Source organism: Pseudoalteromonas sp. MM1 (assembly GCF_030296835.1).
Lineage (GTDB): Bacteria > Pseudomonadota > Gammaproteobacteria > Enterobacterales > Alteromonadaceae > Pseudoalteromonas.
Genome location: NZ_AP027922.1, coordinates 1112772 through 1126804 on the forward strand (window position 1 = coordinate 1112772; position 14033 = coordinate 1126804).

Genomic DNA, 14033 nt, shown 5'->3' on the forward strand with positions numbered 1-14033 from the left:
CTTTAAAAGCCCCGTACTTCGGGGCTTTTTTGTATCAAATAACTAAAAGGTTGGCGATGACTAACATAATAAAGCTTCCCCGTGGGCGTAAACTTAATTTAGAAAAACCATGTGTGATGGGGATTTTAAATGTGACCCCAGATTCATTTACTGATGGTGGAAAGTTTTTAGATACAGGGCTCGCGGAGCAACAGGCAATGCAGTTGTTAGACGAGGGTGCAACTATCATTGATATTGGCGGGGAGTCTACACGTCCAGGCGCGCCAGATGTTAGTTTAGACGATGAACTAAATCGTGTGATACCTGCAATAAAAGCCATTAGAGCTAAAAGTGACTGTGTTATATCGGTAGATACCAGTAAAGCGCAGGTCATGGAACAGGCGATTTTAGCTGGTGCTGATATAGTTAACGATGTAAGAGCTTTACAAGAACCCGGTGCACTAAGTACAGTGGCTAAATACCCTGATGTTGCAGTGTGCTTGATGCACATGCAAGGGCAGCCCCGCACAATGCAAAGTGCACCCACTTATACTGATTTGTTAGCGCAAATTAACCTCTTTTTTGAGCAGCGCATAAGCGCATGCGAAACAGCGGGTATTAAGGTAGAGCAACTTATCCTCGACCCGGGTTTTGGCTTTGGCAAAACCCTTGAGCATAATTTTGAAATACTTGCTAAATTTAATGCATTTAATAAATTCGGATTACCGCTTTTAGCAGGTCTTTCACGCAAGTCGATGATAGGTAATTTACTAAACAGAAAAACAGATGAGCGATTAGCGGGCAGCTTAGCCGGTGCGCTAATTGCTGCGCAAAATGGCGCAAAAATTATTCGTGTACACGATGTAAAAGAAACAGCAGATGTGCTTGGTGTACTCCAAGCTTGCGAAAAAGGAGCTTTATAATGAGTGAAAGAAAATATTTTGGTACCGATGGGGTACGTGGTTTAGTGGGCACAGCGCCAATCAATCCTGAGTTTGCAATGAAATTAGGCTGGGCCGCTGGTCGAGTTCTATCTCTAAGTGGAACAAAAAAAGTAATTATAGGTAAAGATACCCGTATTTCAGGTTACATGTTAGAAACCGCGCTTGAAGCAGGTTTAATTGCCGCAGGAATAGATGTAGTACTACTTGGGCCAATGCCAACGCCCGCTGTTGCATATTTAGCGCAAACGTTTAGAGCTGAAGCGGGTATTGTAATTAGTGCATCGCATAACCCTTATTACGATAACGGGATTAAGTTTTTTAATGGCCAAGGCTTAAAGTTGGATGATGACGTTGAGCTACAAATTGAAGCGATGCTTGATGAACCAATGACCTGTGTTGCCTCAGATAAGCTTGGTAAAGCCTCGCGCTTAGTAAGTGCTGATGGGCGCTATATTGAATTTTGTAAAAGCCAATTTCCACAAGGCTTGTCACTTGAAGGTTTAAAAGTTGTACTAGATTGTGCCAATGGCGCAACCTATCATATTGCACCGTCGGTAATGCGTGAGCTAGGCGCACAAGTGATTACTCATGCATGTGAGCCTAATGGTGTGAATATAAACCATGAATGTGGTGCTACACACGTTGATACGTTAAAGCGCAAAGTGCTAGAGCATAAAGCCGATGTGGGTATTGCTTACGATGGTGATGGCGACCGTGTAATGATGGTTGATCACAACGGTCGTGTATTTGACGGTGATGACTTAGTTTACATTATTGCCTGCCAAGCGGCTGAAGATCATATGCTAGGTGGTGGTGTTGTTGGCACGGTTATGTCGAACATGGGGCTTGAAAATGCATTAAAAGCAAAAGGAATTGAATTTGCACGCAGTAAAGTTGGCGACCGTTATGTAATGGAAATGCTGCAGCAAAAAGGGTGGAGAATTGGCGGCGAAAGCTCAGGGCATGTATTAAACCTTGATTTAATCACCACGGGTGATGGCATTATTTCAAGCCTTCAGGTATTGGCTGCAATGGTGGCTCAAAATCGCACATTACAAGATTTAGGGGCTGGTTTTACAAAGTACCCAATGAAAATGATTAATGTACGTTACACACCTGGTACAGACCCTACACAAGCACCGGAAGTACAAGATGCAGTTGCACAAGTAGAGCAAGCTTTAGGTGAAAAAGGCCGTGTCTTACTTCGTAAATCAGGCACTGAACCGGTAGTACGTGTTATGGTTGAGGCCGAACAAGAAAAAATAGTTTTAGATAGTGCGCAAAAAATTGCAGCAGTTGTCGAATCTATGAGCAAATAAACTGATTGAGAACAATAACCTCTTGTAACTTAGGGCGAGAAAAGTTAATATCTCGCCCGCTTTCTAATTTGGAGTGGAAAATGGCAATACGTAAGACAATGGTCGCAGGCAACTGGAAAATGAATGGCTCTTTAGAGCTTGTAACTCAACTGTCTAATGCCGTTAACAGTGTTAAATCAAATGAGATAGACATTGTTTTATTTCCTCCATTTCCATTAGTACCAGCACTTGTTGATAGTGGTGTTACCACAGGTACACAAACGCTAAGTGAAAATACTCCTGGTGCATTTACCGGTGAAGTTGATGCTCAGCTTATAAAAGATTTGGGTGCTGAGTACGTACTTGTAGGTCACTCAGAGCGACGCAGTATCTATAAAGAAAGCAATGCAACCGTAGCCGCAAAGTTTGCTCGCGCGCAGCAAGTGGGACTAACGCCTATTTTGTGTATTGGTGAAAGCGAGAGCGAACAAGAAAACGGTCAAACCGAACACGTGGTTGCTGCACAAATTGATGCAGTAATTGAGAAATTAGGTGTAGCAGCTCTGAAACATTCTGTGATAGCATACGAGCCCGTTTGGGCCATAGGCACAGGTAAGACTGCATCGCCAGAACAGGCACAAGCTGTTCATAAATTTATCCGTGACAAAATTGCTTCATTAGACAGCGATTTAGCACAAGGGCTTACCATCTTGTATGGTGGTAGCGTTAACGAAAAAAATAGCGAATTATTATTTGCACAGCCAGATATAGACGGCGGCCTTATTGGCGGTGCTAGTCTAAAAGCAGATTCGTTCACTGCAATCTGTAACAGTGCAAAAGGGACCGTATAAAGATGTACGAAATTTTATTAGTAGTTTATTTAGTTGTAGCTTTAGCTTTAGTTGGTATGGTTTTAATCCAGCAAGGTAAAGGCGCAGACATGGGTTCTTCATTTGGCGCCGGTGCTTCGGGCACAGTTTTTGGCTCATCAGGTGCAGGTAACTTCATGACTAAAACAACAACTAGCTTAGCAACAGTATTTTTTGTTCTAAGTATTGTGTTAGGTAACTTAACTGCCGGTCAAATCAAAAAGACCGATGAGTGGGAAAATCTTGAAGCAGCACCTGCAGTAGAAACTGTAGCGCCAGCAGAAGAGGATGTACCTGTTACTCAACAGCAGAGCTCTGACGTACCAAACTAATTTAGCGTAAAGCTAACGTTAAACGATTTATATTCCTCAAGTAAGTCAATAAGTTTAACACCTAAGCGAAAGCTTAAAAAATGCGGATGTGGTGGAATTGGTAGACACGCTACCTTGAGGGGGTAGTGCTTTCGGGCGTGGGGGTTCAAGTCCCCCCATCCGCACCAAATTATAAAACCAGTAGCAGCAATGCTAGTGGTTTTTTTTTGTGCCAAATTTTTATTTTGAACGCTTTCTTCTTTTAGGGTTTTTAGGTGGTTAGAGGCCACTGTATTTGTAAAAAAAACTAGAAATATTACAAATTTAGTTAACACTTATAGGTAATAAGCCGATAATAGATATAGACAACAAAATAAGGTATACACAATGGCTTCAGGCTTCTCTTTTCAAAATCTCAGCATAAGTAAAAAAATTCATGCTATTACCAGTATTGCGGTAATAGCATTTTTAGTAATTGTTTTGATTAATTACTTTGCAATGAATGATAATAGGGTCGCACTTGATGAAATGGAAAAGTCTTCCTATCAAGTTGTTAAATTAACATCAGCAAATGTAAGCCTTTTAGAAAAGCTTGATGAGCTATATACGCAAGCTGTTACATTTGGTGAGCAGGAGTTAGTAGAGAAAGCTGCAGACACATACAATACGCTGAGCGAAAACATTTATGCGGTTGAGCGAATTAATGCCTCGTATATTCATAGTGACACGAAAGTTCAGTTAGCTAATTACGAAAAAATATCAGCCAGTATTGCCAATGGAATGGTAAATGGAACAGCTGACTTCAGTAAAATTCAGCAACAAGCACAAAGAAAAACAGCCCTATATAATGATGTGCTTGAAAAGTTTAAAGCCGCTCAAGCAAAAGCGGACGATCGCTTTTTTGAGTTAGTTGCAAGTACTAAAGAGCGTTCTGATCACGCACTAACACTAATGTTAGCGGTATCTATTGTTTCATTAATTTTACTGCTATTTATGGCTATTTGGATTGCTAAACGCATTGCTGCCTCTGCAAGTGATGCCGCTAATAACCTGAGCTTACTTGCAAATGGTAAAGGGTCACTGAGCACTAATCTGAGCGTAAATTCAGAAGATGAAATTGGTCAAGTATCAATTAACTTCAACTCCTTCATCGCTTTGCTGAAAAAAACAGTACTTGAAGTAATCGCGGTATGTGAGCCATTAATGGAAAACTCAACTCGCTTAGTTCAAGGTATGGAGCAGGCTGAACGCGCAACCACAAAGCAAACAACCGAAGCTGAGGTGGTTAAACAGTCTATGGAAGAGATGAAGCAAAGCGTGGGTGATATTTCCCAATCGGCGGCAAGTGCATCAAATGCAGCGCAAACCGCGGAAAAAGAGGTAGAACAAAGCAGAGCTCAAGTTCAAATGTCAGTTACCGCTTCACGTACGTTAAGTGATGAAATAAATCAAGCCGCTACAACTATCAATAAGTTAGCTGATGATACAAAGAATGTGTCTCAAATTCTTAATGTGATTACATCTATAGCTGAACAAACTAATTTATTAGCTTTAAACGCAGCTATAGAAGCGGCCCGTGCAGGTGAGCATGGTAGAGGCTTTGCGGTAGTTGCGGATGAAGTAAGGGAGCTTGCGTCACGTACTGCACATTCAACAAATGAAATTCGTGAGTTATTAAGCACCTTGACTGAAGCTGCAAATGAGTCCGTAACAGCTATGACATCAGCGCGAGACATGGCCACAGATAACGCAACAGCCGCAGAGAAAACCGGTGTGTCGATAGAAAAAATTGCAGAGCAAATGCTAGAAATAAATGGTATGAACTCGCAAATCGCCGCAGCAACAGAGGAGCAAACATCGGTTGCTGCCATGGTTGTAGAAAATGTGACGAATATGCATGAATCGTTTGAAGACACTATGGACTCACTCGCAGCGGTAAGGGATGTAGCGAAAAACCTACACTACCTTTCGGATAACCTTTTAGATGCCACTGCAAAGTTTAAAATTGAGTAATAGCAATCCTTAATAATACTTGTCGCTAAGCTAGCTGCATAAAGAATCGTTATTTAGATCAACTGAATAATGATCTTTTTGCCTAGCTACCAACACGTTTTTCCATCCAAAAAATAGATCACTTAATTAAGCGAATTGATATTAATATAAAGCCGTAAAATTTAGATATAAAAAAACCACCAAGTAGGTGGTTTTTTCATATCTAGCTGCCGTGCTTAAAACGTAGCAACTACCTTTACTTTATCTGTTGCCTTACTGCTATCTATGTAACCAATTGAGTCGCCATTACTAGCAACAAAATCAATAACAGCTTGATCAGAATCAAATTTCTCTGGTGGTGTGCCTTTACCGGTAAAAACAAGTTTTGACCAGTACGCATTTAATTGGCTACTTGATTTACCAACTACTTTAGAATTGAATTCATCAGCAACAGTAGTACCATTTTGAGTGGCCGGGTTTACTTTATTACCGTTAGCAAATGACTTTGCTTTTCCTAAGTAAATCTTTTTAATAGTATCGGCATCAAGTGCACTTGCATTGCTAGGGTTTACTATTACAGCAACTTCAGCATAGGTGCTAAATGTGCATAGCGACACTACACTTGCTAGGATTAATTTTTTCATACTTCGCTCCAATTAGAATACTAAGTCAACACCAACAGCTACTACATCTGTTTCAGTGTTTGTTACGTCATCGTCAAATCGACTAAAGTCAATTTTAAATGCAGCTGAAGGGTGGAAGTCATAGCGTGCTCCAATGGTGTAAACGTTACTCTCTGCACGCATGCTATCAAGGGCAAGGTTTAAAGTTGTATTTAATAATGGAATTGATTCAAGTGTATTAAAGCGTGATGAATCATGTTCATCATCATTTTTTTCATAGGTGAAGTGAACAATAACATCATCTATACGATAGCCTGCAGAGGCATAGTATTGTGATTGTTCAGCCAAAATACTTCCTTCGACTTCAAACTGAGTATATTCAGCATCAAATAAGAAGTTATCATAGTCAACAGAAAAGCCAATTCCAAAAAAAGTTGTTTCATCTTCGTCAGTGATAAGATCATTTGCTGTACTGGTTAAGCCGCTTGTATTGAGTACATCAATAATTCCATTTAAGGCACTTAAGTTACTTGAGTCACTGTTATCAATAGAAATGCTCGTGTCGGCAACAATATATGCAGCTCGCGCACTGAACCAGTCGTATGATAGACTCCAGTTTATACCGCCTAAATTATTTAATTCTGCAGGTAGCTCATTTCCAAATACATCAATATCGCCATCAAAGGCGCCATAAAACCCTTGTAAAGTAGAGTCCCAATCTCCTAATTGATTGTTGTAAACAATACTTAACCCTTCATAGGTAGAAAAAGGTATACCGTATACAGAACGAGGTGGACGAACCCAGCGGTAAGCATAACCAACGTCTAAAAAGTCTGAGTATTTGTAGAAAGGAACACGCATTTTACCAGCGCTAAATTGCAGTTCATCGCTGTATTCATAAGTGACATATGCCCATTCAAATGTTGCGTCAAAGTCATCCTCTCCACGTGCAATAATTTGTGCTGTAGCTGTTAGCTTTTCTTGAAGGTCAGCAGAGAGTTGTAAAGCGAACTTACTCTCGTTTTTGAATGAGATATCATCGTCATACCCGTATAAAGTCTGATCACTGTCTAGACTTTTGCCACCCACTATAGATGCAAAGCCATTTATACGAACTTCAGCACTTGCTGTACTCGTTGCAAGTGCGGCACATATTGCTACTGCTACAGATAGCTTTTTCATATGTATTTCCTATTTGTTATTTAGATGTTGATTTCATGGGGATTATAGAAGTAAATCTAGCTTTTTTCTAATAATTTTAGATGGTTAGTGAAAAAAGAAATGGGTATTTAGTTTATGTTGGAGTTTACAATTGTTAACTCCGAGCCTTTTGGGATTCAAAGTAACTGATTTCATTAAAGTAAAAAAATATCTATATTTACTTAAATTGTTTAGTTAATTATTTATAGCACTGCATTTACAATTTAATTAGTTGTTTATGCTTTACTTAATTTATGTTTCGTTTGTTTATAAACATTAAACATAGTGCCATGGCGTATTTTAAGAGGGTTGTAATAACAAATAGAATAGCTTCTCAGATCTAGAACTACATAAATGTTTATATCTAATGGTGTGCAATCTTGCAGCTTATTTAGTCTTACCCCTTGTTTTGTAATCAAATAACAACTTTCTAAACCTGAATTTTAGCTTAATATTAGCTCTGTATTAGCAAGGCAGTTCAAAGGAAGTGACAGAGATGAAGAGGCTAACATGGTTAGTATTATGTTGCTTTGCATCCAATGCATATAGTAACGATGAAGTAAGTATCACACTGGTGGGTTATATATATCCAGTATGTGAGTTTACCTCACAAAATAATAACTTAGAGTTTTCTTCTAGTGGCGTTGCTAATACAACATTAGAGATTAACTGTAATTCGCCAATGAGAATATCAATGCAGTCTCTTAATGGTGGTTTAAGCCATGAGCAAAGCAGTAGAGTAAGTGCATATAATATTAACTGGTCGTTAGAAGGTGCCAAAAATGTTGTGTCTGTATCGGCACAGGCAATCAAATCGACATATAGCTTTAATATTGATGATATCTTATTTGATAGCATTGCTGAAATTCAGTTAACTCTAGATGACCCCTTGATATATGCAGGAAGCTACCAGGATGTGATCCGCATAGAAATGACACCATCAGTAGTATCGGGTGGCGTGCTTTAAACGCACATTTATTAAACATAACAAACTATATATCACATGGATAAGGAATATAACAATGAATAAATTAATCGTAATTTCAGCAATCGCAGCGCTATCATCAGGCTCAGCATTGGCAGAAAACTTAAATGTAGGTGGTGCTGTCGCGTCTGTATGTGAAGTAAGTAATATTGCAACAACGCACTATTTTCCAGCTCTTGCAATGGGGGACAGCACAAGCGTTAACTTTGATTTGAAATGTAATGATGTGGATGGTGCAACACTTACTTTAACAACTTCTGAGGGTCATCTTCAAAACGCTGACCATGAAGATAGAGGAGTGGGATACACTGCTCACTTAACAGCAGGTCCGTATGACTTTACTTTGTCAGCTGAAAATGGCATCAATGATCAAAGCGCTTCTCAAAGTAATGGCGGCAGCAATACATTAGCAACGTCTGGCGTTGCAGGAATGATTGACTTAGAAGTTACTCAGACACCGGTATACGCAGGTACTTATGCTGATACTCTAATGCTAACTGTTACAGCAAACTAAAGTTAAATAAATTAAATAAAAAAGGCAGTGACTATGCACTGCCTTTATTTAGGAGGGAATTCTATGCATGTTTTATTTATCTTTATATTTTGTTTGCTTTCTTTTTCAGTCAGTGCCTTTCAGGTGATACCCATGGTAGCCGATCTCAGCTCGCAGGGGAGTCAGTCACAGCAAACACTTCGAATTACAAACCCATCTGATAAACCATTAACTATTGATGTTTCAGCATTTAATATGAATATAAGTGATACTGGTGTTGAGTCTTTAGAGATAAATGAAGAAGATTTTTTGATTATTCCTATGACAACAATTATCCCACCAGGAAATAGCCAGTCGGTTATTGTTAGATATATTGGCGAACCTATTATTGAACACTCCAAATCTTATCGAATTACAGTAGAGCAAGTGTCGGTTGATTTGAACGATAATGCGCAGTCTGGGGTTGGTATGTCACTCAGTTTTCGAACGCTATTTAATGTTGTGCCAGATAACGCTGAAGCAAAACTAATAATCAAAGACAAAAAGCAGTTAGCAGAAAATCAATGGGGTGTGTTGCTAGAAAACCATGGAAATAAATATCTACGCCTTTCTAAAGCTCAGTGGAATATTAAATCTAAGGGTAAAGTGTTAACTTTAGAAGGAATGGATCTAAGTAGAGCCCTATCAGGTAAGATTTTACTTCCAAATTCAAAAAGCAATATTTCAATTTCAATACCAAAAGAGTTTCAAGCTGCTGATAGTGAGTTAGAGGTTATATTCTAATGTTTTGTGTTCAGTGGTTCTCCCGATGTTTAATGATACTAATATGTAGTATTTCTATTTCGGTAGAGGCTCTGGAAGTAACACCTATGGTGATCACATTATCACCGGATAAACCCTCAAAAATACCTTCTAGTTTTATTTACAATCAATTACCTAGAGAGATTGCATTTGATATTGAAGTGTTTGAAATTAATTTTTCTGAATCGAGCCCATCGTTAAAAAAGCTGGAAGATTCTCCATTATGGGTCTTTCCTCCCTCTTTATTTTTACAAGAGGGGCAAGGTCAGAAAATTCAATTTAGGTGGGTTGCTGAGAGTTTTCCGAAATATGATAAAAGTTATCAAGTAAGTTTAGTTGAGCAGCCTTTGGCTTCTAATATTGGTAGTGATACCTCGCAACTTAAAATATTAATGAATGTAAATTTAGTTGTTCATGTAGACAGGGATATATATTCACCTAACTTAAAAATACTGACTTCTAAAATAGAAAAAGGGGAGCTTTTAGCCCAAATCAAAAATGAAGGAGAAGGGGCTGCGCGGCTCAGTGACTATAAAATTAAAGTAACTACAAATAAATCTGTTGTAACTACTTTTGAAAAACACGCTTTATTGGAGAAGGGGTACGATGTTTTTTTTGCGCCTTATGCCACACAGACCATAAAAGTTAAGCTACCTGAAAATATTGAGAGCCGTGAGGTAGGGCATTTAAGTTTAGATCTGGTGCAATGAAAGCTTCAGCAGTGTTCCTCTTCGCTATATTTTTTCTACCACTTAGCGTGTTAGCAAAAATAAACCCTTCTAGTAGGACAATTGAACTTAATGTGTCAGTTCAATTAAATAAAAGTCCAATAGGTCAAGTCTCACTTAAAGTCGATAAAGATGATTCACTTTTTTTACAGTGGAATGAGTTAGAGCCACACCTTCGCGAAATTTTACTTGAAGAAAAAGAGAGAGAACTATTTAAGGTATTAAAAGACAATACTTTAGCGGTAACTTCATTAAGGGAACTGGGTTTTAGCGTTGAGTTTGATATGAGCGATTTTAGTTTGGACGTTGTTGTTCCCGTAGAGTTAACTCGCCCACAAAAATTAAGTGCACAAAAACGAAGGAAAAAGTTAAAGGCTATCGAGCCAGCTAACACTAGTGGTTTTGTTAACGCTTATGCAAGCTACGTACATCAAGATGATAAGGAACAGCAGCAAGTTCAAGAGCAATATGCATTACGCTCAGAAATTGTAGCTAGTTGGCAAGGGTGGGTGTTAGAAAATGAATTTGAATATAATAAAATATCGCAGCCTGCTTCATCAAACTTTAAGCGGCAAGGAACTAGGCTAATTCATGATCTACCTAGCTTAGGCATGCGCCTTTCTCTAGGGGATAACTTTAGTTCAGGCGGTTATTTCCAAAACTCCTCTCGCTTGTTAGGTTTTTCAATAGCACATGACTTTTCTCTATTATCAGATAGGCCTATAAGGCCAACCGCTTCGCGTAGTTTTACTCTTCAAAGCCCTTCAAGTGTAGAGGTATATGTAGATGAGCGTATTATTCAGCGCCTTAATTTGGTGGCGGGTATTTATTCTTTAGATGACATACCTTTGAGCGAAGGCAGCAATAATATCTCTCTAAAAATTACTGATATAGCTGGCGTTGTGCGCTATGTAAACTTTGATGTTGCAACTGGCTTAGACCTATTCGCACAAGGGCAGCTTGAATATGAAATTCACTTAGGCGTGCCTGCTAACGCTGGCGATAAACTCGATTATGAACCAGAAGATCCTTTTCTTAGTGCCTATCTGGACTATGGTCTGACACCTAGTTGGACTGCTGGGATTACAGTACAAGGTGATAAATACGCTCAGCAAATAGGCATTAAACAAATCTATGCGGCTAAGCTAGGCCAACTGGCTTTTGAGGGCGCGTTTAGCTTTGCGGAACGCCAAGGATACGCCTATCGCACTGTTTATAGCAGTTATAATGCGAGTGATTTTGGAAGTGAGCTTACGCTGGGTTATGAATATAGTTCAAAATATTTTACAGCGCTCGGATTTAGGAACCAAGAAATGTTTAATAACCGCTATAAAGAGCACTATGTGCAGGCGAGTTATAGCTATTATGTTAACGATAAAACATTAGCCTCTTTTTTTACTAATATTTCCCGTGATCATGAGAGCGTTCAGTTTGATAAATCTCTAGGTATTAATTTTTCGGGTGACTTAGCTAATAGCCAGTGGAGGTATACTGCCGGAGCACAATGGGATGACTTTAGAGGCGAGAGAGAGTGGGGGGTAAGTTTATCATTTACTTATAAATTTAATAATCAGCATAGGGTTAAACTATCGCACCGATCTAGACGTGATAAAACGAGACTTGAGTTTACGCAAGATCGTAACCAGCGGTTTGTTGGTGCTTTGAACATGCGGGCTGGTTTAGAAAGCAATGATTTAAATAAAACTATCTTTGATTTAAACATGCAATATAACGCAAACCGTTTTGCAGCTAACCTTGAGCATGCAAGTTTTTATAAAGATTTAAATGCTCGCTCTGCTTATCATCAAAGTCGTGTAAGCCTCTCATCTAGCATAGCTTTTGCAGATGATACATGGGCATTTGGAAAGCCTATATACGATAGCTTTGCTTTGGTTAACGCTCATAAAAGCCTAGAAAACAAAGTAATTACGTTAGGCCGGGTTGAAAATGAATATAGAGCTGATAATAGAGACTTCAAAACCATATTACTTAATGATTTGAGCTCATATGACAATATCAACATTCCTGTAGATATTGATGATCTAGCTCCAGGTTATGATATCGGCTCTGGAATGCTTAGCTTTTACCCAAAATACAAAACTGGGCACAAAGCAATAATTGGCACTGCAGCAAATATTTCTGTTATTGCGACTCTTCGTAGTCGTGACGAGTCACCCTTAGCTTTAATGGTTGGAAAGGCTATTTGCCCAAATAAAGTAACGAGCAAAGAGTATACCTTTTTTACGAACAAGCGAGGTCGTTTTGCAATAACAGGGCTTGCTCCATGTCATTATAAGGTAACTTTACAAAATAAAGATAAAACTACATTTTCAATAGAAGTTCGTGATGCAGAGCAACTTCAAAGAAAAGGGGTTATTTATGTACATTAAAATTGTGTATTTAGCAATAAGCATAGTCTTACTATCTATAGCAAATAGAGTTAATGCTCAGTGCGATGCGAGTATTGGTGAAATAGCGTATTTGTTTGATGACTTATCTTTTTATCACGTAAAATCACAAAACGATGCAGAGAAAACAATTCGAGTAGATACAATAAATACGACGGATTGTACCTTGTATTTTAGTCTTTCTTCGCAAAACCAAGGGGCTCTTAAAGGTAATTCTCAATTTATTAATTACCAAATTCGTTTAGAAAATCAGTTGTTAAGCAAAAACAACAACCAAGTTAAACTTAACAATAATTCAGTAGATATCAGGTTAGTGATCCCTGCAGGGACCCCTGTAAAATCTGGATACTATACAGATAGACTTCAGTTGAAACTTTATGATGAGAACAAGCAAAGTCTTGATGAAGTAGAAATTGAAATAGAAACAAATATTCAACCCCGCACAAGCTTATCTTTATTAGGCTATAACACTTTTTCTAACACTGTTTTTTTAGGGGAGTTGAGGCCTGCAGAAAAATACACTATGTTACCCAGCTTACAAATTGTGACAAATACGGATATCCAGCTGAATGTAACCTCAGAGAATAAAAGCCGTTTAATACACACAGTTTTTAGTACTAAATATGGTATTAACTATACATTACAGCTAGGTTCAGAAGAAATTAACTTAGCAAAGGCTTCAAATTTAAACTTTTCTTATTCCGGGCAGTCTGAGTTTTTCATTCCGCTTAGCATTCAGTTGGAAGATTTCACTCGCCAAGCAGCCGGTGAGTATTCAGATGTTATTCGTTTTCAAATAAGCCCACTTAACTATTAACTTTACTTAAGTTTTTTTGGCACCAGAGCAATGCTTGTTGTTTGTTTTTTACAGATATTTTTTGGTAAATTTTGTGTAGATGTACTCTTACAGTGGCTTCACTGATAAATAAGCTATCAGCAATAGCGCTGGAGTGTAAGCCAGAAAAAAGTAAGTTTAATACTTTAATCTCTTTGCAAGTGAGATTACTTGATTGCAGGGTGGTTTGTTGTTCAGAAGCTAACATTTGTCTCATCCAGCTGTCAGTGACATCACGTGGAAACCAAAGTTTGCCTTGCTCAATCGCTTCAAGTCCTTGCTGCAAAAGTGAGTCATCAGAATTCTCGTAAAAAAGCCCTTTTAAATTAGGCCATTCTTTTAAGGCTAATACGTCACTCTTTTTGGGTACATCAAATATAACTAAGCTTGTGTAGCCGTTATCTTGCATAAACTGATTGATAAGTTCGTAGGTTGTTATTACGTTAAGTGCTTGGTAATTAACTAATAGAATGTTGTAGTTAGCTGCCACACAGAAGAGTGAGGTATAGTCTGGACTATTAAAGCACTTTATATTGCGTATTGGAGTATTTTTAATATCCATAATTT

The 14033-nt window shown here is 38.4% G+C and carries 14 protein-coding genes and 1 tRNA gene; 12 read left to right on the plus strand and 3 right to left on the minus strand.

From position 1 onward, the window contains the following. Positions 1-56: 56 nt before the first annotated feature. From folP to QUE46_RS05080, 6 genes are all read left to right on the plus strand, one after another. Entirely contained in the window at positions 57-902 is an 846-nt protein-coding gene (folP, locus tag QUE46_RS05055; protein ID WP_286246482.1) for a dihydropteroate synthase, read from the plus strand. Further along, positions 902-2242 carry a phosphoglucosamine mutase gene (gene glmM, locus QUE46_RS05060; protein ID WP_286246483.1) on the plus strand — a complete coding sequence of 447 codons (1341 nt, stop codon included), beginning with the start codon at positions 902-904 and terminating at the stop codon, positions 2240-2242. The genes folP and glmM overlap by 1 nt, the downstream gene beginning before the upstream one ends. An 80-nt stretch (positions 2243-2322) precedes the next feature. After that, complete coding sequence (gene tpiA / locus QUE46_RS05065) at positions 2323-3072, plus strand: triose-phosphate isomerase (protein WP_286246484.1); 750 nt, start codon at positions 2323-2325, stop codon at positions 3070-3072. Between the two features lie 2 nt (positions 3073-3074). Beyond that, on the plus strand, positions 3075-3422 hold the full coding sequence (secG, locus tag QUE46_RS05070) for a preprotein translocase subunit SecG (RefSeq protein WP_004587340.1): 348 nt from the start codon (positions 3075-3077) through the stop codon (positions 3420-3422). Between the two features lie 82 nt (positions 3423-3504). Then, positions 3505-3589, plus strand: a tRNA-Leu gene (locus tag QUE46_RS05075). A 199-nt stretch (positions 3590-3788) separates the two neighbouring features. After that, entirely contained in the window at positions 3789-5414 is a 1626-nt protein-coding gene (locus QUE46_RS05080; RefSeq protein WP_286246485.1) for a methyl-accepting chemotaxis protein, read from the plus strand. Between the two features lie 215 nt (positions 5415-5629). On the opposite strand, the gene QUE46_RS05085 is transcribed toward QUE46_RS05080, so the two are convergent. Together QUE46_RS05085 and QUE46_RS05090 are read right to left on the minus strand one after the other, a co-directional pair. Then, on the minus strand, positions 5630-6037 hold the full coding sequence (locus QUE46_RS05085) for a phosphate ABC transporter substrate-binding protein (protein WP_286246486.1): 408 nt from the start codon (positions 6035-6037) through the stop codon (positions 5630-5632). Positions 6038-6049: 12 nt separating this feature from the next. Continuing rightward, positions 6050-7198, minus strand: coding sequence for a porin (locus QUE46_RS05090; protein WP_286246487.1), 1149 nt, complete (start codon positions 7196-7198; stop codon positions 6050-6052). 514 nt (positions 7199-7712) lie between these two features. On the opposite strand from QUE46_RS05090, the gene QUE46_RS05095 reads away from it, so the two are divergent. The 6 genes from QUE46_RS05095 (at position 7713) to QUE46_RS05120 (ending at position 13448) form a co-directional block, all read left to right on the plus strand. Next, complete coding sequence (locus QUE46_RS05095; protein WP_286246488.1) at positions 7713-8183, plus strand: hypothetical protein; 471 nt, start codon at positions 7713-7715, stop codon at positions 8181-8183. Positions 8184-8238: 55 nt separating this feature from the next. Next, positions 8239-8715, plus strand: coding sequence for a hypothetical protein (locus tag QUE46_RS05100; RefSeq protein WP_286246489.1), 477 nt, complete (start codon positions 8239-8241; stop codon positions 8713-8715). Positions 8716-8778: 63 nt separating this feature from the next. Further along, positions 8779-9477, plus strand: coding sequence for a molecular chaperone (locus QUE46_RS05105; protein ID WP_286246490.1), 699 nt, complete (start codon positions 8779-8781; stop codon positions 9475-9477). An 86-nt stretch (positions 9478-9563) separates the two neighbouring features. Beyond that, on the plus strand, positions 9564-10205 hold the full coding sequence (locus tag QUE46_RS05110) for a hypothetical protein (protein WP_286246491.1): 642 nt from the start codon (positions 9564-9566) through the stop codon (positions 10203-10205). Then, positions 10202-12613, plus strand: coding sequence for a fimbria/pilus outer membrane usher protein (locus tag QUE46_RS05115; RefSeq protein WP_286246492.1), 2412 nt, complete (start codon positions 10202-10204; stop codon positions 12611-12613). The genes QUE46_RS05110 and QUE46_RS05115 overlap by 4 nt, the downstream gene beginning before the upstream one ends. Next, a complete protein-coding gene (locus QUE46_RS05120) occupies positions 12603-13448 on the plus strand; it encodes a hypothetical protein (protein ID WP_286246493.1) in 846 nt (281 codons plus the stop codon). The genes QUE46_RS05115 and QUE46_RS05120 overlap by 11 nt, the downstream gene beginning before the upstream one ends. Here QUE46_RS05120 and QUE46_RS05125 read toward each other — a convergent pair. Continuing rightward, positions 13438-14028 (minus strand): LuxR C-terminal-related transcriptional regulator, encoded by a 591-nt coding sequence (locus tag QUE46_RS05125; RefSeq protein ID WP_286246494.1) that lies wholly within the window; start codon positions 14026-14028, stop codon positions 13438-13440. The two genes, QUE46_RS05120 and QUE46_RS05125, sit on opposite strands and share 11 nt — an antisense overlap. Between the last annotated feature and the right edge of the window lie 5 nt (positions 14029-14033).